At 60.6% G+C, this 23,339-nt stretch carries 22 protein-coding genes and 1 pseudogene; 11 read left to right on the plus strand and 12 right to left on the minus strand.

Translation table 11 applies throughout. The features are described from left to right. Nucleotides 1-149 precede the first annotated feature (149 nt). The 3 genes from QK296_RS25605 (at nucleotide 150) to QK296_RS25615 (ending at nucleotide 1,227) form a co-directional block, all read left to right on the plus strand. Nucleotides 150-524, plus strand: a complete 375-nt coding sequence (locus tag QK296_RS25605; RefSeq protein WP_019818659.1) for a hypothetical protein — start codon at nucleotides 150-152, stop codon at nucleotides 522-524. A gap of 234 nt (nucleotides 525-758) precedes the next feature. Beyond that, complete coding sequence (locus QK296_RS25610; RefSeq protein ID WP_003190284.1) at nucleotides 759-953, plus strand: hypothetical protein; 195 nt, start codon at nucleotides 759-761, stop codon at nucleotides 951-953. 91 nt (nucleotides 954-1,044) lie between these two features. Further along, nucleotides 1,045-1,227, plus strand: coding sequence for a hypothetical protein (locus QK296_RS25615; protein ID WP_003190283.1), 183 nt, complete (start codon nucleotides 1,045-1,047; stop codon nucleotides 1,225-1,227). Nucleotides 1,228-1,230: 3 nt separating this feature from the next. Here QK296_RS25615 and QK296_RS25620 read toward each other — a convergent pair whose 3' ends face one another. Beyond that, nucleotides 1,231-2,298 (minus strand): AI-2E family transporter, encoded by a 1,068-nt coding sequence (locus tag QK296_RS25620; protein ID WP_003190281.1) that lies wholly within the window; start codon nucleotides 2,296-2,298, stop codon nucleotides 1,231-1,233. 172 nt (nucleotides 2,299-2,470) lie between these two features. On the opposite strand from QK296_RS25620, the gene yegQ reads away from it, so the two are divergent. After that, nucleotides 2,471-3,784: a tRNA 5-hydroxyuridine modification protein YegQ gene (yegQ, locus tag QK296_RS25625; protein ID WP_137205247.1), complete on the plus strand. Its 1,314-nt coding sequence runs from the start codon at nucleotides 2,471-2,473 to the stop codon at nucleotides 3,782-3,784. 23 nt (nucleotides 3,785-3,807) lie between these two features. Here yegQ and QK296_RS25630 read toward each other — a convergent pair whose 3' ends face one another. The 3 genes and pseudogenes from QK296_RS25630 to QK296_RS25640 all read right to left on the minus strand — a co-directional run bounded on the left by QK296_RS25630 (nucleotide 3,808) and on the right by QK296_RS25640 (nucleotide 6,973). Beyond that, nucleotides 3,808-5,487 (minus strand): methyl-accepting chemotaxis protein, encoded by a 1,680-nt coding sequence (locus QK296_RS25630; protein WP_282391753.1) that lies wholly within the window; start codon nucleotides 5,485-5,487, stop codon nucleotides 3,808-3,810. Nucleotides 5,488-5,544: 57 nt separating this feature from the next. Beyond that, nucleotides 5,545-5,631, minus strand: a pseudogene (locus QK296_RS25635) (outer membrane lipoprotein carrier protein LolA); the annotation flags it as partial. Between the two features lie 22 nt (nucleotides 5,632-5,653). Next, a complete protein-coding gene (locus QK296_RS25640) occupies nucleotides 5,654-6,973 on the minus strand; it encodes a Na+/H+ antiporter NhaC family protein (protein ID WP_161793214.1) in 1,320 nt (439 codons plus the stop codon). 229 nt (nucleotides 6,974-7,202) lie between these two features. On the opposite strand from QK296_RS25640, the gene QK296_RS25645 reads away from it, so the two are divergent. Next, nucleotides 7,203-9,350, plus strand: a complete 2,148-nt coding sequence (locus QK296_RS25645) for a methyl-accepting chemotaxis protein (RefSeq protein ID WP_212614040.1) — start codon at nucleotides 7,203-7,205, stop codon at nucleotides 9,348-9,350. A gap of 128 nt (nucleotides 9,351-9,478) precedes the next feature. Here the strand turns inward: QK296_RS25645 and QK296_RS25650 are convergent, their stop codons facing one another. From QK296_RS25650 to QK296_RS25665, 4 genes are read right to left on the minus strand one after another with little or no spacing between them, the layout of a single operon-like run. Next, a complete protein-coding gene (locus QK296_RS25650; protein ID WP_034135264.1) occupies nucleotides 9,479-10,792 on the minus strand; it encodes a sensor histidine kinase in 1,314 nt (437 codons plus the stop codon). Continuing rightward, nucleotides 10,789-11,457, minus strand: coding sequence for a response regulator transcription factor (locus QK296_RS25655; protein ID WP_003190268.1), 669 nt, complete (start codon nucleotides 11,455-11,457; stop codon nucleotides 10,789-10,791). The genes QK296_RS25650 and QK296_RS25655 overlap by 4 nt, the downstream gene beginning before the upstream one ends. Beyond that, nucleotides 11,457-11,768, minus strand: a complete 312-nt coding sequence (locus QK296_RS25660) for a PepSY domain-containing protein (RefSeq protein ID WP_282391758.1) — start codon at nucleotides 11,766-11,768, stop codon at nucleotides 11,457-11,459. Before QK296_RS25660 ends, QK296_RS25655 begins: the two co-directional genes overlap by 1 nt. Further along, nucleotides 11,768-12,070: a PepSY domain-containing protein gene (locus QK296_RS25665; RefSeq protein WP_003190264.1), complete on the minus strand. Its 303-nt coding sequence runs from the start codon at nucleotides 12,068-12,070 to the stop codon at nucleotides 11,768-11,770. The genes QK296_RS25660 and QK296_RS25665 overlap by 1 nt, the downstream gene beginning before the upstream one ends. Nucleotides 12,071-12,228: 158 nt before the next feature. On the opposite strand from QK296_RS25665, the gene QK296_RS25670 reads away from it, so the two are divergent. The 6 genes from QK296_RS25670 (at nucleotide 12,229) to codA (ending at nucleotide 17,230) form a co-directional block, all read left to right on the plus strand. Next, nucleotides 12,229-13,308 carry a hypothetical protein gene (locus tag QK296_RS25670; RefSeq protein WP_057710162.1) on the plus strand — a complete coding sequence of 360 codons (1,080 nt, stop codon included), beginning with the start codon at nucleotides 12,229-12,231 and terminating at the stop codon, nucleotides 13,306-13,308. Between the two features lie 97 nt (nucleotides 13,309-13,405). Further along, nucleotides 13,406-13,762, plus strand: a complete 357-nt coding sequence (queD, locus tag QK296_RS25675; RefSeq protein WP_003190259.1) for a 6-carboxytetrahydropterin synthase QueD — start codon at nucleotides 13,406-13,408, stop codon at nucleotides 13,760-13,762. Between the two features lie 128 nt (nucleotides 13,763-13,890). Beyond that, nucleotides 13,891-14,265 (plus strand): hypothetical protein, encoded by a 375-nt coding sequence (locus tag QK296_RS25680; RefSeq protein WP_169855136.1) that lies wholly within the window; start codon nucleotides 13,891-13,893, stop codon nucleotides 14,263-14,265. Next, on the plus strand, nucleotides 14,262-14,459 hold the full coding sequence (locus tag QK296_RS25685) for a helix-turn-helix transcriptional regulator (protein WP_003190255.1): 198 nt from the start codon (nucleotides 14,262-14,264) through the stop codon (nucleotides 14,457-14,459). The genes QK296_RS25680 and QK296_RS25685 overlap by 4 nt, the downstream gene beginning before the upstream one ends. A gap of 216 nt (nucleotides 14,460-14,675) precedes the next feature. Beyond that, nucleotides 14,676-15,944 carry a cytosine permease gene (gene codB / locus QK296_RS25690; protein WP_169855135.1) on the plus strand — a complete coding sequence of 423 codons (1,269 nt, stop codon included), beginning with the start codon at nucleotides 14,676-14,678 and terminating at the stop codon, nucleotides 15,942-15,944. A gap of 50 nt (nucleotides 15,945-15,994) precedes the next feature. Further along, nucleotides 15,995-17,230, plus strand: coding sequence for a cytosine deaminase (gene codA / locus QK296_RS25695; RefSeq protein WP_003190252.1), 1,236 nt, complete (start codon nucleotides 15,995-15,997; stop codon nucleotides 17,228-17,230). A gap of 9 nt (nucleotides 17,231-17,239) precedes the next feature. On the opposite strand, the gene QK296_RS25700 is transcribed toward codA, so the two are convergent. Genes QK296_RS25700 through tssI form a run of 4 tightly spaced genes read right to left on the minus strand, consistent with a single transcriptional unit; the run spans nucleotide 17,240 to nucleotide 22,889 of the window. Further along, nucleotides 17,240-19,390, minus strand: a complete 2,151-nt coding sequence (locus tag QK296_RS25700; RefSeq protein ID WP_169855134.1) for a lipase family protein — start codon at nucleotides 19,388-19,390, stop codon at nucleotides 17,240-17,242. Between the two features lie 13 nt (nucleotides 19,391-19,403). After that, nucleotides 19,404-20,165: a hypothetical protein gene (locus tag QK296_RS25705; RefSeq protein WP_169855361.1), complete on the minus strand. Its 762-nt coding sequence runs from the start codon at nucleotides 20,163-20,165 to the stop codon at nucleotides 19,404-19,406. A gap of 4 nt (nucleotides 20,166-20,169) precedes the next feature. After that, on the minus strand, nucleotides 20,170-21,006 hold the full coding sequence (locus QK296_RS25710; RefSeq protein ID WP_282391764.1) for a DUF4123 domain-containing protein: 837 nt from the start codon (nucleotides 21,004-21,006) through the stop codon (nucleotides 20,170-20,172). Further along, nucleotides 21,006-22,889, minus strand: coding sequence for a type VI secretion system tip protein TssI/VgrG (gene tssI, locus QK296_RS25715; protein WP_282391766.1), 1,884 nt, complete (start codon nucleotides 22,887-22,889; stop codon nucleotides 21,006-21,008). The genes QK296_RS25710 and tssI overlap by 1 nt, the downstream gene beginning before the upstream one ends. Nucleotides 22,890-23,339 lie beyond the last annotated feature (450 nt).

The raw sequence follows: 23,339 nt of genomic DNA on the forward strand, positions 1-23,339 counted from the left end.
TCCTTGAAGTAAGCAAATCGGTACAGACCTTACACAACCTTTACCCATTGGCGGTGCTGTTTTCTCGAAATACGTTGTCTTAAAAGTATCCCCGCGACAATCCTTGAGTCTATTGATTGCAGACCACAAGCGCAGGGGCTAATTGAGGAATGACCATCATGCGTAAACTCCCCAGAATCGCCTTGCTTATCGGCGCACTCGCGATGGCCGGCCAAGCCTCCGCCCACGGTGGTGGTTGGGGTGGCCCGGCCGTGTTCGGTGCGCTTGTCGGCGCAGCAGTAGTCGGCTCTGTGGTTGCCAGCCAGCCGCGTGAGGTGTATGTGCAGCAACCGGTGTATGTGCAGCCGCAACCGGTGTATGCCGCGCCGCCGCCGGTCTACTACGCGCCACCGCCACCGGTGTATGTGCAACAGCAGGTTTACTACCGCCCGGCGCCCGTCTATTACGGCCCACCGCGCGGTTATTATGGGCCACCTCGCGGCTACTACGGCCCGCCTCACGGTTACTACCGCCATGGCTGGTAAGGTTTAACCCCGTTGACAGCCACAGGCCTCGCCCACACGCGGGGCCTTTTTTTGCCTGGGAAGTCCGGATTTATCCTGCCAGTGTCGCTGTGAGAACAACGCACGAGCGCCAATCCCACATCATAAGCGTCAAATATCCTCTTGATCGATTGCGGGCTGCGCTGTCATGTTTGCGTCACAAAACAGTCGCACTATCGACTCAGTCCAGCCAATAACAATTAAGGACGATTGACCATGCCCACACAAAACCCGCACCGCACCGCCGGCCTTTGCACTTCCAGCAAGGTCTACAGCGCCTTGACCGAACTCAAGCACCTGGAAGGCCATCGCAGCGCCAAGTTCCTGGCATTGTTGGCAGAAAACCTGGTGCGCAAGGGCCTGCTCAGTGAGCACGAAGTGGTGAACATGCTCGACCAGGTGGTGGATTAACGCCTGACATTGATGTCGACTATCGAGCCAGGTGATTTTTCCCAGGCGCCAGCAAACCGTAAGGTGACCTCCATAACGTTTGGAGGTACTTATGCCCACTGTTCAAATCATGTCCGTCATTGGTAGCGCCGTCCCCGCCCCGCTGCGCAAACTGGGCTTGCTCGCCTGCTGGTATGTGGTGCGCGATGGCGAGCCGATCAGCGGCCCGCTCACCTCGTTATCGGATGCAGAAACACAACGCCGGATGGCAACCGACTTCAGGCTAGAAGCCTGAACGTTACGGCAGCGGCAGCTTGACCCGCGGCTTGGTTTCGACGAACAACGCCCAGCACGACATGAACAACGCTGCCACCAGCGGCCCGATCACAAAGCCGTTAAGGCCGAACACCGACAGGCCGCCCAAGGTCGAGATCAGGATCAGGTAGTCGGGCATCTTGGTGTCCTTGCCCACCAGGATCGGGCGCAGCACGTTGTCCACCAGGCCGATCACAAACACGCCGAACAGCCCCAGCACCACACCCTGCCAGATCGAACCGCTCAACAGGAAATAAACTGCCACCGGCCCCCAGACCAGCCCGGCACCCACCGCAGGCAGCAGGGACAGGAACGCCATCAGCACGGCCCAGAGCAAGGCACTGGGGATGTCCAGGAACCAGAAGATCAAGCCACCCAGCGCACCCTGGGTCACGGCCACCAGCACATTGCCCTTGACCGTGGCGCGCACCACGCGGTTGAACTTGAGTTGCAGGCGACGCTTTTGCGGCTCGGCCAAGGGTACGGCTGTGCGCACCTTGCGTACCAGTTCCGGGCCGTCGCGCAGCAGGAAAAACAGCAGGTACAGCATGATGAAAAAGCTCACCAGGAAATCAAACGTACCCTGGCCGAAGCTGAACGCCTGGGAGGCAAAGAACTGACTGCCCTGCATCGCGCCCTTGACGACCTTTTCCCGCAGCCCTTCGAGATTGCCCATGCCGAAACGGTCGAGCAACTGCTGGAAATACGGCGGTAGAACGTTCTTGAATTGCTCGATATAACCCGCCACATCGAGCTTGCCGCTCTCGATGTTTTTGTAGAGGGTGGCCCCCTCTTGCACCAGCAAGGCACTGGTGATGATCACCGGCAGAATCGCGATCACCAGGCACACCGTCAAGGTGGTCAGGGAGGTCAGGTTGCGATTCCAGCTAAAACGCTGCTGCAGGCGGCGCTGCATCGGCGCAAAGATAATGCCCAGGATCACCGCCCAGAACACCGCACCGTAGAACGGCAGCAATATCCAGATAAAAGCCACGGTGACCAAGGCCAGTAGCAGCAACAGGGTCTTGAATTGCAGGTTGGTTTGATTCATGTCCGGTCCATGTCAGAAAAACAGGGCCGATGGCGGCCCTGTTGCTTAGTCCGCAGCCAAACGCGGGAGTGCCCTGGTTTATCGAACAAGCATAGATCGCGTTATTTAGACCTGGGTCAATATCCCGTTATCGCTCCAGCACTACCCTCGCGCCTTTTTGCGACCCACACCCATGCGCCCGATAACTGCCCCCGAACTGCTCGCTCCCGCCGGCACCCTGAAAAACATGCGCTACGCCTTCGCCTACGGTGCCGACGCGGTCTATGCCGGCCAGCCGCGCTACAGCCTGCGGGTGCGCAATAACGAGTTCGACCACGCCAACCTGGCCCTCGGCATCCAGGAAGCCCATGACCAGGGCAAGCGCTTTTACGTGGTGGTGAACATTGCGCCGCACAACGCCAAGCTCAAGACCTTCCTCAAAGACCTTGCGCCCGTGATCGCTATGGGCCCGGATGCGCTGATCATGTCCGACCCGGGGTTGATCATGCTGGTGCGCGAGCACTTCCCGCAGATGCCAATCCACCTGTCGGTACAGGCCAATACGGTGAACTGGGCCAGCGTGGCGTTCTGGCAGCAACAAGGCATTTGCAGGGTGATTCTGTCGCGGGAGCTGTCCCTGGAAGAGATCGGCGAAATCCGCCAGCAGGTGCCGGCCATGGAGTTGGAGGTGTTTGTACATGGCGCCTTGTGCATGGCCTATTCCGGGCGGTGCCTGCTGTCGGGCTATATGAACAAGCGCGATGCCAACCAGGGCAGTTGCACCAATGCCTGCCGCTGGAAATACCAGGCCACGCCGGCAGTGGAGAATGTCACGGGGGATATCGTCCATGAATATCAACCCACATTGGGCATCGGCACGCCCACCGATCAGGTGTTCCTGCTACAAGAAACCAATCGCCCCGATGAACCCATGCCCGCCTTCGAAGACGAACACGGCACCTACATCATGAACGCCAAGGACCTGCGCGCCGTGCAGCATGTGGAGCGCCTGGCACAGATGGGCGTGCATTCGTTAAAGATCGAAGGCCGCACCAAATCGCACTTCTACTGCGCGCGCACCACCCAGGTGTACCGCCAGGCCATCGATGACGCAGTGGCCGGGCGCGCGTTTGACCGCGGCTTGATGACCAACCTCGAATCACTGGCCCAGCGTGGCTACACAGAAGGTTTCCTGCGCCGCCACGTGCATGACGAATACCAGAACTACCAGAACGGCAGCTCGGTTTCCGAGCGCCAGCAGTTTGTCGGGGAGCTGACCGGAGAGCGCCGTGGTGCGTTGGCCGAGGTGAAGGTGAAGAATCGCTTTGCACTGGGCGACCACCTGGAGTTGATGACGCCCGCCGGCAACTTTCACTTTGACTTGGCGAGCCTGCATAACGCCAAGGGCGAAGCCATTGAGGTGGCGCCGGGGGACGGGCATACGGTGTATGTGTCGATTCCGGCACAGATGGACCTGCGTTTTGGCTTGCTGATGCGCGACGTTTAAACCCTGCCATGGGGTTGAATGGATCAGATCCTGAACTGGCCCACCAACTGCCCGAGGCGCTGGCCCAGGTCGGCCAGGCTGCGAGACGTCTGAGCGCCCAGTTGGGTTTCATCCGCCACGCTGTCTACCGCTACGGCAATCTGATGCACGCTGCGGTTGATCTCTTCCGCGACGGCGGTCTGCTCTTCGGCGGCGCTGGCGATCTGGGCGTTCATTGAATTAATGGTGCCAATCAGTTGCGCCATGGTGTCCAGAGACGCGCCGGCTTGGTTGGCCTGGGCCGAGGTGCCGTCGCCGGCATCGCTGGAGCGGCGCATAGCGTCCACAGCCGCCTCGGTGCCTTTTTGCAGGCGATCGATCATGCCCTGAATTTCCTGAGTGCTGGTTTGGGTGCGACTGGCCAGGGCACGCACTTCATCGGCGACCACGGCAAAGCCACGCCCAGCCTCCCCGGCCCGTGCGGCCTCGATGGCAGCGTTGAGCGCCAACAGGTTGGTTTGTTCGGCGATGGAGCGGATCACGCCGAGCACACTGACGATTGACGACACATCCTGCTGCAGACTGTCCAGGGACACGCCGCTGCTGCGGATGTCGTTCACCAGCGCATGGATCTGCGCGATGCTACCGTCCACCACGCGCTTGGCGGCCTGGCCTTCGGCGTCGGTCTGCTGCGCAGCGACGGCGGCGCCCTGGGCACTGCGTGCCACTTCGTGGGCAGCCGAGGACATCTGGTTGATCGCGGTGGCCACCTGGTCGGTCTCGTGGCGCTGGCGTTCCATGGCCTGCTCGGAGCGCTGGGCCTGGTCGGACACCTGGCTCACCAACCCGGTGAGCTGAGCGGTCATGTCAGTGATCTGGCGCACCAGGCCGTGGATTTTATCGACAAAGCGGTTGAATGCACCGGCCAGGTCGCCGAGTTCATCCTGGCTGGTGATGGCCAGGCGGCGGGTCAGGTCGCCTTCACCCGCCGCGATGTCATCGAGGTTGGCTTTCATCAGGTGCAGCGGACGCAAGATGGTATTGGCTAGCAACATGCCCACGGCGGCGATCACCAGCAACACCACCACGGCCACACCGAGGATGCTCAGCAGCACGCCTTGCATGCGTGTCTCGACTTTAGCCTGCACCACCGCCACCTGGGCGTCGATGCCATCGAGGTTCACCGAGGTGCCGATCACCATGTCCCACTTGGGCAGGTACTCGGTATAGCCGAGCTTGGGCACCAGTTCGGTCTGGCCGGGCTGGGTCGAACTGTATTGCAGGTAGTGGGTGCCGTCCTTGCCGACCTTGACCAGGTCGCGGTTGACGTAGACGCCGTTAGGGTCGCGGTTGTCCTTGAAGCTTTTGCCCACTCCGTCCGGGCTGTTGCCCTTGAACAGGCGGATGGTTTCGGAGTCGTAGCCGAAGAAATAGCCGTCTTTGCCGTAGCTGGTATTGGATAACAACTTGACCACCTGCACCCGCGCCGCGCTGTCGCCGGGGGCTGCCGCGTCGTAGAGCGGCTTGATGGTGGTCATGGCCACCTCGACATAACCTTGCAGGGTGGCCTTGGCGTCGTTGAGCAGGCGCTGGCGGGTTTCATCCACCTCGTTGCGGGCCTGGCCCTGCAGAATCCACACGGTGGTCAGGCTGATGACCACGGCAAACAACAACACCGGCACGACAGCAAGGGCCAGGACTTTGGCCTTCAAACTCAGACGCATGGCTTTTCTCTCTTGTTAGTGGCGACTTGAGAGGTTAACGGCCATGTGAGCGATTTCTGTAGGAGCGAGCTTGCTCGCGAAGAACCTGAGAGCACTGCGGGGTGCCAGGTTGCCCGCGTTATCGTTGACGCTTTTCGCGAGCAAGCTCGCTCCTACAGGAACCTCGTCAGAGCGTCATCGCGGCCAGCCAGCCGAACGCCAGCAGCGGCAGGTTGTAGTGCAGGAAGGTCGGCACCACGGTGTCCCAGATGTGGTGGTGCTGGCCGTCGATATTCAGGCCGGAGGTGGGCCCGAGGGTAGAGTCCGAGGCGGGCGAACCGGCGTCGCCCAAGGCACCGGCGGTACCAACGATGCACACGATGGCCACCGGGCTGAAGCCCAACTGCACACACAGCGGCACGAAAATCGCCGCGAGGATCGGCACCGTGGAAAACGACGAGCCGATGCCCATGGTCACCAACAACCCCACCAGCAGCATCAACAACGCGCCAACGCCCCGGCTATGGCCGATGAACGCTGCCGAGGCCTGCACCAGCGAGTTCACGTCACCGGTGGCCTTGAGCACTTCGGCAAAGCCTGAGGACGCGATCATGATGAAGCCGATCATCGCCATCATCTTCATGCCTTCGGTGAACAGGTCATCGGTGTCGCGCCAGCGCACGATGCCCGACACCGAGAAGATCAGGAAGCCGGCCAGGGCACCGATGATCATCGAGTCCAGCCACAACTGGATGATGAACGCCGAGGCAATCGCCAGACCGGCCACCAGCAGGGTCAGCGGGTTGTACTGCACCGCCACTTGCTCGACACGCTCGATTTTCTTCAGGTCGTACACACGCTTTTTGCGGTAGCTGATCAACACCGCCACCAGCAGGCCGACCACCATGCCCAGCGCCGGCAGGCCCATGGCGTGGGTGACATTCACCCCGCTGATATCCACCCCGCTCTTGGCGACGTTGGCCAGCAGGATCTGATTGAGGAAGATATTGCCAAAGCCCACCGGCAGAAACATGTACGGGGTGATCAGGCCGAAGGTCATCACACAGGCGATCAGGCGACGGTCCAGTTGCAGCTTGGTCAGCACATACAACAGCGGCGGTACCAGCAGCGGAATAAACGCAATGTGGATCGGCAAGATGTTCTGCGAGGCAATCGCCACCACCCACAACAGGCCGATCAGCAGCCATTTGACGTGGTTGCCACCGCTGGCGTCCTGGCGGTCCACCAGCAGCAAGGCTTTGTCCGCCAGGGCATGGGCCAGCCCGGACTTGGCAATCGCCACGGCGAAAGCCCCGAGCAATGCGTAGGACAAGGCCACGGTTGCGCCGCCGCCCAGCCCGCCGTTGAAGGCCTTGAGCGTGGCCTCGATACCCAGGCCACCGGTCAAGCCACCCACCAGGGCGCCGACGATAATGGCGATGACCACATGCACGCGGGACAGGCTGAGTACCAGCATGGTGCCGACCGCGGCGATGACTGCGTTAATCATGGTTACCTCAAGCAGAAACAAAAAAGACAGGCATGCCCGCGCGCGGCCCATGGGAACAGCTGCCGGCGTGCAGGCTTGAAAGAGGTCTTATTAGAGGGCGCGCACTTTGCAGGAGCTGGGCTGTCATGTCAAAAACTGTGGTGAGGCAAAGCCCTCTGCACAGATAAAGAATTACAGGCACTGGCCGATACGCTGTCTCTATGTGCTTTCAGGTAAGGATGTCCCGATGTCGCTCAGGCAGCTCTCCATTCAATGGAAAATCACCCTGCTGGCGGGCCTGTGCCTGCTGGGGATCGTGACCCTGCTGGTGGGTCTGTCGCTGTATCGCATGGCGCAGAGCTCGCAGCAGGTCAAGGCGTCCAGCATGCAGATGCTCGACGAAGCCGCCCAGTCGCGCATTGAAGCCCAAGGCGAAGTGCAGGCGCTGGGCATTCGCCAGCAGTTCATGGATGCCTACCAGTACGGCCATGGCTTTTCCCGCCAGGTGCTGTTTTTGCGCGAACAGGCCGAGAAGCGCTTTCTCGATGCCTTCGACACCCGTGAAGACCTGACGCGCCAGGTCAAGGCCGCCCTGCAGGCCAACCCAGACCTGCTCGGCCTGTCCCTGGTGTTCGAAGCCAATGCGCTGGACGGCAAAGACGAACTGTTCGCCAACCAGGCGGAACTGGGCAGCAATGACAAAGGCCGTTTCGCGCTGTACTGGTCGCAACCGACACCGGGGAAAATCACCTCGATGGCGCTGCCCGAGAGCGACATGGCCGACACCTCCATCGGCCCCAGCGGCGAAAAAGCCAACGCCTGGTTCACTTGCCCACGCACGACCCTCAAGCCCTGCGTGATCGAGCCCTACTTCTATGTGATCGACGGCCAGAACGTGCTGATGACCAGCATCGTGTTCCCGCTGATGGTCAATGGCAAAGTCATCGCCTCGCTGTCGGTGGACATCAACCTCAACAGCCTGCAGGCGGTCAGCCAACAGGCCAGCCAGAAACTGTACGACGGCCAGACCCAGGTCAGCATCCTCAGCCCGACCGGCTTACTGGCCGGCTACAGCCCGGATGCCAGCAAACTCAGCCAACGCCTGGAGCAGGTCGACCCGGCCAGCGGCGCTCAGTTGATCAGTGCCTTGGCCAGCAGTACCCAGACCCACAGCCTGCGCACCGACCATCAACTCAAGGTACTGGCGCCTTTTGCACCGATTCCCGGCGGTAAGGCCTGGGGCGTATTGCTGGATGTACCGGAACAAGTCCTGGTCGCCCCCGCCGAAGCGCTGAAAAACCAGCTGGACGCCGACAACGCCAAAGGCACCTTGCTGGAACTGGGCCTGGGCCTGCTCGCCGCCGTGGTCGGCTTGATCCTGGTGTGGCTGATGGCGCGCAGCGTGACCCGGCCAATCCTTGGCGTGGCGCACATGCTTGAAGACATTGCCAGCGGCGAAGGCGACCTGACCCGGCGCCTGGCCTATGCCAAACAGGATGAACTGGGCCAATTGGCCGGCTGGTTCAACCGCTTCCTCGACAAGCTGCAGCCGATCATTGCCGAGGTCAAACGCTCGGTGCAGGACGCCCGCGGCACCGCCGACCAATCCGCAGCCATTGCCACGCAAACCAGCGCCGGCATGGAGCAGCAGTACCGCCAGGTGGATCAGGTGGCCACCGCGTCCCACGAAATGAGCGCCACCGCCCAGGATGTGGCCCGCAGCGCCGCCCAAGCGGCCCAAGCCGCCCGGGATGCCGACCAGGCGACCCGCCAAGGCTTGACCGTTATCGACCGCACCACCGTCAACATTGGCGAGCTCGCCGCCGACATGAGCACTGCCATGGCCCAGGTAGAAGGCTTGGCCGCCAACAGCGAACAGATCGGCTCGGTGCTCGAAGTGATTCGCGGCATCGCCGAGCAGACCAACCTGTTGGCGCTCAACGCCGCCATCGAAGCCGCTCGCGCCGGTGAAGCCGGCCGCGGTTTTGCCGTGGTCGCCGACGAAGTGCGTAACCTGGCGCGGCGCACCCAGGAATCGGTGGAAGAAACCCGCCTGGTGATCGAACAATTGCAAACCGGTACCAGCGACGTGGTCGGCTCCATGGGCAACAGCTATCGCCAGGCCCAGGGCAGCGTCGAACAGGTGGGCCAGGCCGTCACCGCCTTGCGCCAGATTGGCGATGCGGTCACGGTGATCAGCGACATGAACCTGCAAATCGCCAGCGCCGCCGAAGAGCAAAGCGCGGTGGCCGAAGAGATCAACAGCAACGTGGCGACCATTCGCGATGTGACCGAGTCATTGTCGGAGCAGGCCAATGAGTCGGCGCGGGTCAGCCAGGCGTTGAACAGCCTGGCGAATCAGCAGCAGGGGTTGATGGATCAGTTCAGGGTCTGAATGTAGCAAGGCTTTTCTGTGGGAGCCGGGCTTGCCCGCGATGCAGACACCTCGGTACTTCAGGCAAACCGAGTCGATGCTATCGCAGGCAAGCCAGCTCCCACATCTTGAGCAGTGGTGTGTCAGTGTCAGCGGCGTGGCAACTCGATCAACACCTTGAGCCCACCCAGCTCACTCTCCTGCAGCTGCAACACCCCGCCCCACACCTCAACGATGTCGCGCACGATTCCCAGCCCAAGGCCATGGCCAACCCTTTGCTCATCCAGGCGTGCGCCACGGCTGAACACTTGGTCGCGCTGGGCCTCGGGAATGCCGGGGCCATCGTCTTCCACTGCCAGCCGGTAGCCCTGGGGCGTCTCACTGACGCTCAGGCGTACCTCGGCGTCCGCCCATTTACAGGCGTTGTCCAACAGGTTGCCCAGCAGTTCCAGCAGGTCTTCCCGGTCCCAGGGCAGTTGCAGGCCCGGCGCCACTTGATAGCTGAGGTCCAGGTGTTCGCCGTGGATCATGCGCAGGGTGGCCAGTAAGCCGGGCAGCTCTTGTTCACAGTCAAACAACGCGCCCGGCAAGGCATCACCCGCCAGGCGCGCACGGTTGAGTTCACGGTTGAGGCGCTGCTGCACCTGCTCCAGTTGCTCGCGCAACAACTGGCTCAACTGCGGATGATCCTTGAGGGCTTCACTGGAAGCGGCGCTCAATAACACCGCCAGCGGGGTTTTAAGCGCATGGCCCAGGTTGCCGAGGGCGTTGCGGGAGCGCTTGAGGCTGTCTTCGGTGTGCGCCAGCAGGTGGTTGATCTGCGCCACCAGGGGCTCCAGCTCAAGTGGCACCTGAGTATCGAGTTGCGAGCGCTGGCCTTGTTGCAGTTGAGCGATCTGGTTGCGCGCGGTCTCCAGCGGGCGCAAGGCACGGCGCACCGTGACCCGTTGCAGAACCAGCACCAGTAGCAGCGCCGCCAGCCCCATCACCAGGCCGACCTGGCGCATCAGGCGAAAGCTCTCGCGCACCGGCGTGTAGTCCTGGGCCACGCTGATGGAAATCGACTGGCCAAAGCGCTTGTAGTCCGAGCGCAGCACCAACAGTTGCTGGCCTTCGGGCCCCAGTTGCAGGTTGCCCTTGAGCCCCGCCGTGGGAAGCCGGGGCAGTTCCTGGTCCCACAGTGAGCGGGAGCGCCAATGCACATCGGCAAAGTCGATACGAAAGTAATGCCCGGAGAATGGCCGTTGGTACGCCGGCGACAGGCGTTGCTCATCCAACTGCACACCGTTGGGCCCACGCACCAGCGCCACCAGCAGGTTTTCGCTGTCGTTGCGCAAGCCCGCTTCAAGGTAGCGCTGCAAACCTGCCTCGAACAACCACAGGCTGGTTTGCGCCAGCACCACGCCGACAATCACCATCACGCTGATCAACCCCAGGCTCAGGCGCCGCTGGATTGACCTCATGCCGGGGTGGCGCCGAAACGGTAGCCCTGCCCGCGCCGCGTCTCGATCACGCTGCGGCCCAATTTGCGCCGCAGGTGGTTGACGTGCACCTCAAGTACATTGGAGTCGCGCTCGGTCTCGCCGTCATACAAGTGTTCGGCCAGGTGGCTTTTGGACAGGATCTGTTCGGGATGCAGCATGAAATAGCGCAACAACCGAAATTCGGCAGCCGTCAATTGGATCTCGGCGCCGTCGCGCAGCACGCACTGGCGCCCTTCATCCAAATGCAGGCCGGCGGCTTGCAGGGTGGGCTGGTTCGTCTGGCCGTGGGAGCGGCGCAGCAGCGACTGGATGCGCAGGTACAGCTCTTCGGGGTGAAAGGGTTTGCTCAGGTAATCATCGGCGCCGGCCTTGAGCCCTTCGATACGCTCAGCCCAGGAATCGCGGGCGGTGAGGATCAGCACCGGGATGGCCAGCGCGGCGGCGCGCCATTGCGCCAGCACGTCAAGCCCGGGCAAACCGGGCAGGCCAAGGTCAAGAATGATCAGGTCATAGGGCTCGCTGCGCCCTTGATACACGGCGTCGCGGCCATCGGCCAGCCAGTCGACCGCATAGCCCTGGCGCTGCAGGCCGGCCATCAGTTCGTCGGCCAGGGGCACGTTGTCTTCCACCAGGAGCAGGCGCATCAGTCTTCCTCATCTTTGATCAGGTCGCCATTGGTGGCATCCAGCTTGATCTCGCGCACCACGCCCTCGGTGGTCACCAGTTCCACTTCATAGGCGTATTGCCCGTGTTTCTTTTCCAGTTCGGCTTCCAGCAGCCGTGAGCCGGGGTATCGCGCCATGGCCTGCTGCAACAGCTGTTCCAATGGCAGGATCACGCCTTGCTGGCGCAGGGCCAGGGCTTCGTCCTGGTTGAGGTCGCGGGCCGCCAGGCTGGAACAAAACACCATGAGCACCAGCGCCACGCGACTGCCGACGCGTAAATTTACCGTCATTACGTATCCTGATGATTCTTGAGAACCTGCCCGGTGAGCGCGTTCAATTCAACATCCCATTCAATGCCGTCAGTGTCTTGAAGCTCAACTTCATAGACGTACTTGCCGTACTCCTCATCCAGGTCGGTGCCCAGCAGCGTCGAACCAGGGTGAAGGGCCAGGGCAGTGGCTTCCAATTGATCGAAAGCGACAATAGTAACAGTGGCCGGCACGATCAGTGGTTTGTCGGGGTCCAATGCGGCGGCCGGGGTCGCCGTAACGAGGATGATAGCGGCGGCGCCCAGGGCAGTGAGGCGCTTCATGATGAGTCTCCGTTACATGATGTTTTCCTACGTCGGCCACGGTACGCGCTGCAACTTAACTGAAACTGAATTGCCACCATGGCAATTCCGGTTAAGCCATTTTTCCCACTGCCTGCGAGATTTCCTATACTGCCCCGCTCGCCTCAACAGAGACCGGTATGACCGCCATCCATATCAAGTTCCCGGCCTTGACCCTCAAGGCCGGCAAACGCGCCTTCACCCGCCTCCGCGAGCAGGGCCTTGCGCCTGCCGACGTGGGCATCCTCCCCGGTGCGGCCGGCGGCCCCAAGGCCCTGGGTATCCAAGGGCTCGACCTGGCGCTGTTCGGTGACTGGTTACGCCGTGCGCCGCGCGAGCGGGCGCTGATCGGCGCGTCCATCGGCTCCTGGCGGTTCGCCAGCGCCTGCCTGCCCGACCCGGTGCAAGGCTTGCTCGACCTGGGCCGCCTGTACAACGAGCAGCGCTTTGCCAAAGGCGTGACCATGGCCCAAGTCAGCCAGAGCTGCCAGCGCATGCTCGACGACCTGCTGGCCGGGCGCGATGCGCGGGTGCTGGACAACCCCGACTATCGGCTGAACATCATGGTGGTCAAGAGCCACGGCTTGCTCGCCGATGACCACCGTGGGCGGCTGGGGCTGGGCCTGTCGTCGGTGATTGCCGATAACCTGCGGGGCCGCGCACGGCTGTCGCGGCATTTCGAGCGGCTGATCATCCACGACCCGCGTCAGGCGCCACCGGTACACCCTCTGAAGGATTTCCCCTCGCGCTTCCTCACCCTGGACGTGGGCAACCTGCGCCAGGCGTTGCTCGCGTCCGGCTCGATCCCCATGGTGATGCAAGGCGTGCGCGACCTGCCCGGGGCCGGAGCCGGCACCTACCGCGACGGCGGCCTGCTGGATTACCACCTCGACCTTCCTTACCACGGCGATGACATCGTGCTGTACCCGCACTTTACCGACCGGGTCATCCCCGGCTGGTTCGACAAGGGCCTGCCCTGGCGACGCAGCAACCAGCAAGGCTTGCAGGATGTGTTACTGCTGGCGCCGTCCAGGGATTACCTGGCCCGCCTGCCCCACGGCAAGCTGCCAGACCGCAGCGACTTCAAGCGCTTTATGGGCGATGACCCTGGCCGCAACAAATATTGGCAAACCGCCATGAGCGAGAGCCAACGGCTGGGGGATGAGTTTTTGGCATTGGCGGACAACGGCAAGCTCGGCGACCGATTGCTAGCCCTTTGACCGCATGGGTGCCTGCGGCCGAGGGGCGGTATGCGCAGAGGTTGATCAAGCTGTTAAACTCGCCGCCTGCCAGACACCTGACCGAGCTGAAAACACTGTGGAAATCTTCAAGGAATTTACATTCGAATCCGCCCATCGCCTGCCCCACGTACCGGAAGGCCACAAATGCGGGCGCCTGCATGGGCATTCGTTCAAGGTGGCCATCCACCTGAGCGGCGACCTGGATCCCCATACCGGCTGGATTCGCGACTTCTCGGAGATCAAAGCGATTTTCAAGCCGCTCTATGAACGCCTCGACCACAACTACCTCAACGACATTCCCGGCCTGGAAAACCCCACCAGCGAAGTACTGGCCAAGTGGATCTGGAATGAACTGAAACCCTTGCTGCCGGAACTCAGTGCGATCCGTATCCACGAGACCTGCACCAGTGGCTGCATCTATCGCGGCGAGTAAGTGATCAAGTATTGAAAAGAACCACCTGCGGGTGGTTTTTTAATGCCTGCCTACCACGATGTAAAGCAAGCTTGACACCGAATTGACCACCACCTAATGTAAAGCACCCTTTACTTATGGAGATGATCATGTCACCCAAACGCTTCCCGATGGAGTTCGCTGTCATTTTGTTGGTGTACATACTGTGCGTGGTGGTTTCCAGCGTCTACATGTCGTCGATGCCCGACGGCGTCGCCAAAATCGCCCTGGCACTGCTGCCCGTCATCCCGATGATCGCGATGGCGGTGTCGATTATCCGGCGGCTGAACGCCATGGATGAAATGGGCCGCAAGATCCAGCTCGAAGCGCTTGCGGTGGCGTTTGTCTGCACGGCGCTGACCACCTTCAGCTACGGTTTTCTGGAAACGGCTGGCTTCCCGCGGATGTCGGCCTTCATGGTCTGGCCGATCATGGGCGGCGTCTGGTGTGTGGCGACGATCATCGGCTCAAGGCGCTATCAGTGAACAATCAAATGCGTCATCTGCGCTCCGAACTGGGCTGGTCCCAGGCTGACCTTGCAGAGCGCCTGGGTGTGTCGCGCCAGACCGTCAACGCCATCGAGACCGGCCGCTACGACCCGAGCTTGCCCTTGGCGTTCAAGATCGCCAAGGTATTCGAGCAGCCCATCGAGTCCATCTTTGAAGCACCGATGGACTGATGGGGACGCGTGACTGCAAGGGGTATTGAGACCCACTATGCGCTTCATGCCAACGCTGTTCGACTGAGCCAGTTTGGCTCACCGCTGCACTGCTTTTGCGCTGATTGGGAGGGGGCGGCCTTATAAAGGGCTTGCTCCCGTCAGCGCATACCTGCCCGCATCTACGTTGGCACGCAGGATGCACGCGACCTGGGTCACCACTCAGGGAGCAGCCCCATGACGCAGCAAGACCCCGGCAACGACTACCCTCTCAGCGAAGTCCCCTTGCACGCGCGCAAGGGTCTGGCCTCTACGGCCATGGTGTTGTTGGGGTTCACCTTTTTTACCGCGACCATGTTCGCCGGCGGCAAGCTGGGGGTGGCGTTCAGTTTCATCGACATGCTCGGCGTCGTGGTCCTGGGTAACCTGTTGTTGGGTATCTACGCCGCAGGCTTGGGTTACATCGCGTTCAAGAGCGGCTTGAACTCGGTGTTGATGGGGCGTTTCTGCTTTGGCGAAGTGGGCAGCAAGCTCAGTGACTTGATCCTCGGCTTTACCCAGATCGGCTGGTATGCCTGGGGCACGGCCACGGCGGCCGTGGTATTGGGCAAGTATTTCCAGTTGAGCCCGGGCAGTGTGCTGGGGCTGATGCTGGTGTTTGGCTTATTGTTCTGCGCCACCGCCTACGTGGGGTATCGCGGCTTGGAAATCCTGTCCTACATCGCGGTGCCGGCCATGGGGCTTCTGTTGCTGCTGTCGATGTGGGTCGCCACCGTGAAGGTCGGCGGGCTGGAGGGGCTGCTGGCAGTGGTGCCCAGCGCTGAACTGGACTTGTCCACCGCCATCACGCTGGTGTTCGGGACCTTTGTCAGCGGGGCAACTCAGGCCACCAACTGGACACGGTTTTCGCGCTCGACCAAGGTTGCGGTGCTGGCTAGCCTGATCGGCTTTTTTGTCGGCAACGGCTTGATGGTGCTGATCGGGGCCTATGGCGCCATCGTCTATCAGCAACCGGATGTGGTGGAAGTCTTGCTGCTGCAAGGTTTCGCCACGGCGGCGATGGCGATGTTGCTGCTCAATATCTGGAGCACCCAGGACAACACCATCTACAACTTCGCCGTCGCCGGTTGCAACCTGCTGCGTACCCAGCGTCGCAAGAGCGTGACCCTGGCCGGCGCGGTGATCGGCACCTTGCTCGCCTTGTTCGGCATGTACGACCTGTTGGTGCCGTACCTGATCCTGCTGGGCACGGTCATCCCGCCGATAGGAGGCGTGATCATGGCGGACTTCTTCTATCGCTATCGCGGCCAATATCCGCGCTTGGCAGAAGCTCACTTACCGGCATTCAATTGGCCAGGTCTGATCGCGTATGGGGTGGGCACCGTGGTCGCGTTCAACTCGCCGTGGGTCGCGCCGTTGGTGGGAATTGTTGCCGCATCGCTGACCTATGTGCTGCTCAGCGCCATACTACGCGCCATGACCGCCTGGACATCGGTATCGCCCTGAGGATCTGGCGGCTGTCTGCCTGATTGTTTTTAGCCAAGAGGAACTTGACCATGCACATCATCAATGCCCGCCTGCGCAACCGTGAAGGCCTGCATGATCTGCACCTGGAACACGGCCGGATCGCCAGCATCACTGCGCAAACCGGGGTGCCAACGCTGATGGCCGGCGACTTGGACGCCGCCGGCAACCTGGTGATACCGCCCTTCGTCGAACCCCACATCCATCTTGACGCCACGCTTACCGCTGGCGAGCCGCGCTGGAACATGAGCGGTACGCTGTTTGAAGGCATCGAATGCTGGGGTGAACGCAAGGCCACCATTACCCAGGAAGACACCAAGGCGCGGGCCAAAAAAACCATTCAGGCCCTCGCCGCCCATGGCATCCAGCATGTGCGCACCCATGTCGACGTCACCGACCCAGACCTCACCGCACTCAAGGCCATGCTGGAGGTACGTGAAGAGAGCACCCACCTGATCGACCTGCAAATCGTCGCCTTCCCCCAGGAGGGCATCGAGTCATTCCGCAATGGCCGCGAACTGATGGAAGAAGCCATTCGCCTGGGTGCCGACGTGATCGGTGGCATCCCCCACTTCGAATACACCCGCGACCAAGGCGTGAGTTCGGTGAAGTTCCTCATGGACCTGGCCGAACGCACCGGCTGCCTGGTGGACGTGCACTGTGACGAAACCGACGATCCCCACTCACGCTTTCTCGAAGTCCTCGCCGAAGAAGCCCGCAGCCGCGAAATGGGTGCCCGCGTGACAGCCAGCCACACGACGGCCATGGGCTCCTACGACAACGCTTACTGCGCCAAGCTGTTTCGCCTGCTGGGGCATTCCGGTATCAGCTTTGTCTCGTGCCCCACCGAAAGCATCCACCTGCAAGGCCGCTTCGACAACTTCCCGAAACGCCGCGGCGTCACCCGCGTCAACGAACTGCTTGAGGCCGGCATGAACGTGTGTTTCGGCCAGGACTCCATCGTCGATCCCTGGTACCCGCTGGGTAACGGCAATATCCTGCGAGTGCTGGAGGCCGGCCTGCACATCTGCCATATGCTCGGTTACCGCAATTTGCAAAACGCCCTGGACCTTGTCACCGACAACAGTGCCAAAGCCATGGCCCTGGGCGATCGCTATGGGTTGCAAGCAGGTCGCCCGGCCAACCTGCTGATCCTGTCGGCCGACAGCGACTACGAAGTCATACGTAGCCAGGGCCTGCCGTTGTACTCGATCCGCAACGGCAAGGTGCTGATGAAACGACAACCGGCCCGGGTGGAGTTTATGTAACCGCGTGGGTTAGACGACTGAGTCGATGTCCAGCGTTTGCGCCCGTGCCTGTTCATTCTGGGACGGCGGCGGGATGCTGGCAAATTGCGCTGGCTCACGATTCTCGCGGTGGCTGAACCAACGTTTGAGGCTCGATTGCAGATGTGCAGAACGGGCATGGCTGCCGTAGACATCGTGGGCTTGCAGGCGACGCCAGCGCAGGCTTGCCAAGCGCTCGCGGCTGGTGTGCAAACGGTCGATCTCTGCGTTCAAGGCATCGGTGGGTTCATGGCTACGATCATTGGCTGGGCGCCGCAGAGCCAGTTCACGCCGCTTGGCCCGCAGTTGCTCGCGCATGCCTTCGAAGGCCCGGTCGAGCAGCTCGAACTCCCGCTGGGTCACCAGCGGGCCCTCACTCTCCAGGGTTTGTTGCCAGCGGCGCAATGTCGCCCAGGCTGCGGGGACGTAGCTGGTGGTCATGAAGTGCTGGTCGGCTTGGAATAGTTGCCTCAGCAAATTATCGCGACCGGGCATGTCGCCTTGCAGTTGCAATGCGCGGTTGCAACCTGCCTCCTCGATGGATTCACATCCAGGCTTCCATAGCACCGAAGAGTGGCTGCCATCCGGGAGCGTGATCGGCATGAAGTGATATTGCTCACCGTGATGCCGATAGGGGTTGCCGCCCACGCGCACCAGCCCTGCGGCGAACAGCAGGCCACCGGGTGCAGGGTTGCTGAATAGCGTGATGGCCCCGGGAATCCAGAGCTTGGCGGTGGTGTTCATCCAGGGCGCCGGGACACTGGGGACGGGGTCGTTGTGGTTGACGATGCGGTGGTGGACCAGGGTTGAGGCACCGGCGGTGAATTCGGCGTCGGCGGCGCGTGGGGCGCCGTAGGTGTAGAGCAGGATGTTGTAGTGGGCGTCTGGGGTTCGGCGCAGTCCTTCGGCCAACAGCAATGCAATGGCGCCGCCGAGGCTGTGACCGCAAATTACGATGCGCTGGCCAATGTGAAACTGATCAAGGTATTGCAGTACGAAATCACGTATAGCCCGGTAGGCCTGGTAAAAACCATCGTGCGCTTTTCCCACACCGTCTTCGAAAGACACCTGATGGGCATCGGCATCGCGTAATACGTCGGCACGACTGACCGTTCCTCGCACAGAAATCAGGATGATCTCATCGTGATGGGTGATGAAAGCCTGGGTATCAGTGCCGAATTTTTCATCATCGAAAAAGTGCAAGCGTGCGGGATATTCCTGCTCTTCCTTTAGTTCCGGGCGATTTTGTGGGTACAACTCAGGATCGAAAGGCAGGATTTCGAAACGCTGGGAGTAAGGAACATCTTCGTAGATCGGGTAAAAACGGTGTGATTGCTTCGGATCAATTCGCCAGGCTTCGTGATACACCGAAAGCTGTTCAGCGAATAAATTTCCAACGCTCGGATCTAACGGAAACCGCACTTCGTCTGATGGGCTTTCTGCGGGGACCTGCCCAAAATCGCAGTAACTCAACGCAGCAAACAATGCCAGTTGGTAGAGGTTCAGGGCACATAAGCTGTCTTCGGTGGATAACATTGGGCGCAAGGCCCGTAGGGGTCGCATTTCCAGAACGGTGTGCTTGTTGGGGAACAGTACGATACCCGAAAAAGTTGGCTCGGGCGGACCGAACCCTAGGTCGGCCATCATTTTCAGTGCATGACGCTTGGGACGCAAAGTTGACGACGCAGGTAGGGGCAGATGAGCGCTATGGCGTACCAAATCGCTTACTTCAACCTGATAAAACCAATCCGCTTGCTGGTAGGCCGGACTCTCCTCAACGCGTCTGTCGTCAGCACTAGCAAAAAAAGTTCGCTCAGCGCGCATTTGAAGTTCGGTGATAGGCAGTTTGTAGGTTCGGCGCGTTCGTAGCTGGTAATACGGCTCCTCAGTCCCGCTATACAAATCATCCAACATGAGAACAACAGGGCCGCAGTAGAAATCCTGCAGACTGGCAAAACCCTCACCATTCAATTTACCGACGTACTGCCTCCCTGAACTGTCATGGACCGAAAATGATAGTCCGCCATAGGCTTTTCCATTGCCCGCCATATCGACCAAACGAAAACTTACCCAGTGCCCTTTCAATGCGCAAGCAGGCATTCGTTCACTGAAAAAAGCGTGCTTCCATGCATCCAGCTTCATGAATTCGTCCTTGTTATTTGCATGTTGGATAGACGTCGCATATGCGCCCGTCCGGCATTTTTATGGGTTTAAAGTCCGTGGTGTTACCTGCGCAATATGCAAAAAGGTCTTCGAAACTCTTGCCTCTGCATCGCCGCCACCCCCCCGGCACCGCTACCCATCTATCGTCAAAGGCAGGTAACTCATCCTTGCTGACAGATAGCACCAGCCTCAGCTTTTTTCCGGGTAATTGCGGCCGTTGCGCCACGCCCCCTACCCGCGACGCTTGCAACTTACCCATCGAATCCAGCGAATTGCAGATCAGGAGTTTTCTAATCGCATGCAAAGGCCCTACCGTCCGAAAGTGCCATTTACATTGCCCCAGTATTTCCTGCACACCCGACTCGGGCATCCCAGGTAGGTCGGCCTCCAAACGGTCTCGAATAGAAATACTCCCGAAATTTCCACCCACATCCATACTCCGCGTCCCCCACTTCGCATAAAAGTCAAACTCCACACTGCGCAGGACCAACGGACAACCTTCTACCGTTTCAGTCAGTGGCAGCTCATAACTCACGCTGCTCGCCACAGGCTTGTAGTCTGTAAAAAAGACTTTCCGCTCAGGTCTTTTACCTCGCCGCCGAGGCAAGGTGCAGGTCTCACCCGTCGCGGGCCGGTAGTTGGCAGCCGTTTTAAGTTCAAACTGCGCCGGCAAATCCACCTCCAACGTAAAACGCTCCACCGCCCTCCCCGTACATCCCGAAAGCACCCCAGCCACCAGCAGCACCAATCCCATCCATTTACTCACCGCTCCCTACCTCCCTGTGCCACTGCGCCACCACTCGTTCAAAATGCTCCCCAGGCGCCTCGCCTGCCCTCGGTTGCCAATGAGTAACACTGCTACCAGACGCCTCGGCCAACCGGCGAACCACCAAAAATTCGAGCTGCGCAGGCTCCCGCCACCGCCAGGTGCGCGCTTGTTCCAGTACCTGGACCAGCCAAATCCTGGGGTTTTGGAATTCGACCAATGCCGCCAGGTCTTCGCTGTGCTCCGCCAGCAGGTAGCGCAGGATATTGGCGTGCAGGATGGCTTCGGCCTGGGGGTTGGGTGTGTCGAGCCACGGCGGGGGCTCAGGCGCCGGGTAGTCGCCCGGTGCAGGGTTTTTGTGGTGGTGCCAATCATCTTCATGCCAATAGCACACGCTGATCAGAGGCCCGAGGTAGAAAGGCCAATGTTCCTTGCCCAGATGGGCCAACGCACGGGCCAGGGTGCGGTTGTCGTGCAAGCGATAAAGCGCCTGCTGGCCTACTGGCCCGACCAGCAGTCTCTCGCGCCAATGGCGCGCGATACCCGCCAGGTCGCTGGCCGGCAGGCTGGCGAGCCAACCCCAGTTCGACTCGGGGTGTAGCAGCAGGTCGGTCAGGGCGGGGTCACTCATTCGCTCGATCAACACGATGACCGGGCCTGAACTCGCCAACTGCGCCACAGCGGTCTCGCTGTAAAGGTTGCAATAGTGCGAGGGCGCGCGACCGGCGAGCAGAGGTTGGCGAGCCTCGTGGTTGCCATCAAGCACAAGGCATAGTTGATGCCCGCTCTGCTGCTGTTGGGCCATCCAACGATAGGGCAAGCTGTTCATCAAGCCGCCCTCCCCGCGATATCGCACAGGCCTTCACGGGAGCATTCACACAGAGGGCAAAAGTCCGCGCCCAGTTGCTTGGCCAAGTCCATGATGACGCCTTGCCCTGCTGAGATTTGCACACCGGCGTTCATCGAGCGGTATGCAGACGGCGAACCGCACAGGGTGATGGGCTGGCTGCTTGAGATGCTGCCAGCCTGCATCACCAAATGTTCCCCGCCAGCCTTCAAACTCAGTTGCGCACCGGCCTCAATAACAAGGCTGGCACCGGCCTTGAGGTGAACCTGCTGCCCGGCTTCGATCACCAGGCTTTGGCCAACGCGAGTCAGGCTATCGCCCTCTACCTCCAGGCGACTGTCATGCCCCACCCGTTGCTCCAGGTCACGCTGGGCGCGCAGGTAAATGAGCTCTTCGCCGCGTCGGTCTTCAAGGTACAGCTCATTGGCGCCCCGGCCGCCCGGCGAACTGCGGCTGCGCAGAACGCTGCGTGTCTTGTGCTGCGGCAAAGGGTACGCCGGCAGATGCGATGCATTGGGCAGGCAACCGGTGACAAGGGGTTGGTCCGGGTCTCCCTCCAGAAAGCTCACCAACACTTCCATGCCCACCCGTGGAATGACCATGGCGCCAAACCCATCACCCGCCCAACCGGACGCCACACGCAGCCAGCAACTGCTGGTCTCGTCGCCCTTTTCCGCGCGATCCCAGTGAAAGCGCACCTTCACACGACCATAAGCATCGCAGTGCACATCCTCGCCGGCAGGCCCGGTTACCGTTGCGGTCTGACTGCCACTGATCGTTGGCTTAGGGTGCTTGAGGGCCGGTCGATGCACTGCGCGCCAGGGGGTTGCGGTGAACCGGTTGCGATAGCCTTGGAACCCATTGGCATCAACGATCGACTCCTCCAACACCTGCGGCTGGTAACCCTCATGACGCACCGAAGTCAGCAGCCATAAGTCGTTGCAGGCTGGGTCCGGGTGATCACACAGCTCAAGAAAGTGACCACTGCGCAACGCCGGTTGATCGCTCTTGCCCAGTACCCGATGGCGATCACGCTGGTGGCGCTCCAGGCCGCGCCGTACCAGCTGCACACCGCGTGCATGGCCCGTAAAGCCGGCAGGGTAGCCATAGTCTTCCAAAGGATCGACCGGCCCGGCACCGGCTTGGTCATGCAGGCGAAACGAAGGGTGCTCAAAGTCATAGTCACGGCGTACGGTGCGCCGGCTGCGCGTTACCATGCGCCGGTCGAAACGTTGGACAACCGGGGGCCCAAGCGATGGATCAGCCGAGGGACAATAACGCTGCACCGGCAACCGTCGAAATACTGTCTGGTCATCACCGAACACCAGCAGATGATTCTCCGCGCTGTGGCGAAAGTGGTAGTGAATACCCTCCTCCTCACACAGCCGCTGGATGAAATGCAGGTCGGACTCCCTGTACTGCACGCAAAATGCGCGCGGTGGATACACCACCGGCCCCAACTCAAACGCGTAGGCGTCGGCAAAGATACCGTGGTGTTCGAGGACCGCGGCAATCATCTGCGGTACGCTGCGCTGCTGAAAAACCCGCTGGTCGCAACGATGGGCAAGGGATGCCAGGCGTGGGGCCAGCGTCAGGTGATAAAGGGTGAGCCGCGTACCGGGATCATCCCGACCGATGGCGTAGATTTGCCCATGTAAGCCCTGGTCTGCTTCGCCGAAAGCCAGATAAACGGGTTGATGAAGCAACGCCTCCAGGTCAAGGGAAGGATCTTCGCTGACTAACTGCATGTGTATAAAGTAAGGCTGATCGAGGGCTTCGCTGCCTTTGAACGCCACTACCTGAAGTTCTGTATTTATGCTTGAAAGAACTAACTTGAAACGCGACAAAACAACCCCGTTAACCATCCTTTGTTACCCGCCATCAACTTTCTCTTGAACGACTCTCTCTCGCCCCAACACCCATTTGAATTGCGAAAAAAAGCACCTGAACACGCTCAAGCTTAGCGATCCCAGGCACTTTTCGGGCCTTTTTTAATAAAACAGAAGTTTCGTACAGCGAAGATGGAAGTGTCTTTTACAGAATGTATACAGCCAAAAAAATTTTCTAACGGCATGAAGAAAATTCTGACTACAGTTTGTCTCTGCATAACTAAATTTTAAGGAAACGGCTGACACTTATTTAATGCGACAGTCGTTTCCGCTTTTTAGTCGCCCTGTCCCGCTACAAGTGTTGGCTCCTGACCATGGGTAACCACGATGCGAAGCGAGTCGCTCTTGATCTTGCTCTGCTTTTGATCTTCGGCGCCCCGTCAAACCACGCTGGCCGGAATTCGACAGGGATTTGGGGGGTAAACC

Source organism: Pseudomonas sp. AL10 (genome assembly GCF_029960685.1).
Lineage (GTDB): Bacteria > Pseudomonadota > Gammaproteobacteria > Pseudomonadales > Pseudomonadaceae > Aquipseudomonas > Aquipseudomonas lactis.

Excerpts from the sequence above, each read along its gene's own strand:
- tssI (WP_282391766.1), bottom strand. The coding sequence starts at position 22,889 with ATGGTTAACGGGGTTGTTTTGTCGCGTTTCAAGTTAGTTCTTTCAAGC.
- QK296_RS25645 (WP_212614040.1), top strand. The coding sequence starts at position 7,203 with ATGTCGCTCAGGCAGCTCTCCATTCAATGGAAAATCACCCTGCTGGCG.
- QK296_RS25670 (WP_057710162.1), top strand. The coding sequence starts at position 12,229 with ATGACCGCCATCCATATCAAGTTCCCGGCCTTGACCCTCAAGGCCGGC.
- QK296_RS25665 (WP_003190264.1), bottom strand. The coding sequence starts at position 12,070 with ATGAAGCGCCTCACTGCCCTGGGCGCCGCCGCTATCATCCTCGTTACG.
- QK296_RS25705 (WP_169855361.1), bottom strand. The coding sequence starts at position 20,165 with ATGGGATTGGTGCTGCTGGTGGCTGGGGTGCTTTCGGGATGTACGGGG.
- QK296_RS25620 (WP_003190281.1), bottom strand. The coding sequence starts at position 2,298 with ATGAATCAAACCAACCTGCAATTCAAGACCCTGTTGCTGCTACTGGCC.
- QK296_RS25615 (WP_003190283.1), top strand. The coding sequence starts at position 1,045 with ATGCCCACTGTTCAAATCATGTCCGTCATTGGTAGCGCCGTCCCCGCC.
- codB (WP_169855135.1), top strand. The coding sequence starts at position 14,676 with ATGACGCAGCAAGACCCCGGCAACGACTACCCTCTCAGCGAAGTCCCC.
- QK296_RS25680 (WP_169855136.1), top strand. The coding sequence starts at position 13,891 with ATGTCACCCAAACGCTTCCCGATGGAGTTCGCTGTCATTTTGTTGGTG.
- QK296_RS25710 (WP_282391764.1), bottom strand. The coding sequence starts at position 21,006 with ATGAACAGCTTGCCCTATCGTTGGATGGCCCAACAGCAGCAGAGCGGG.
- QK296_RS25650 (WP_034135264.1), bottom strand. The coding sequence starts at position 10,792 with ATGAGGTCAATCCAGCGGCGCCTGAGCCTGGGGTTGATCAGCGTGATG.
- QK296_RS25630 (WP_282391753.1), bottom strand. The coding sequence starts at position 5,487 with ATGCGTCTGAGTTTGAAGGCCAAAGTCCTGGCCCTTGCTGTCGTGCCG.
- QK296_RS25605 (WP_019818659.1), top strand. The coding sequence starts at position 150 with ATGACCATCATGCGTAAACTCCCCAGAATCGCCTTGCTTATCGGCGCA.
- QK296_RS25700 (WP_169855134.1), bottom strand. The coding sequence starts at position 19,390 with ATGAAGCTGGATGCATGGAAGCACGCTTTTTTCAGTGAACGAATGCCT.
- codA (WP_003190252.1), top strand. The coding sequence starts at position 15,995 with ATGCACATCATCAATGCCCGCCTGCGCAACCGTGAAGGCCTGCATGAT.
- QK296_RS25655 (WP_003190268.1), bottom strand. The coding sequence starts at position 11,457 with ATGCGCCTGCTCCTGGTGGAAGACAACGTGCCCCTGGCCGACGAACTG.
- yegQ (WP_137205247.1), top strand. The coding sequence starts at position 2,471 with ATGCGCCCGATAACTGCCCCCGAACTGCTCGCTCCCGCCGGCACCCTG.
- QK296_RS25610 (WP_003190284.1), top strand. The coding sequence starts at position 759 with ATGCCCACACAAAACCCGCACCGCACCGCCGGCCTTTGCACTTCCAGC.
- QK296_RS25660 (WP_282391758.1), bottom strand. The coding sequence starts at position 11,768 with ATGACGGTAAATTTACGCGTCGGCAGTCGCGTGGCGCTGGTGCTCATG.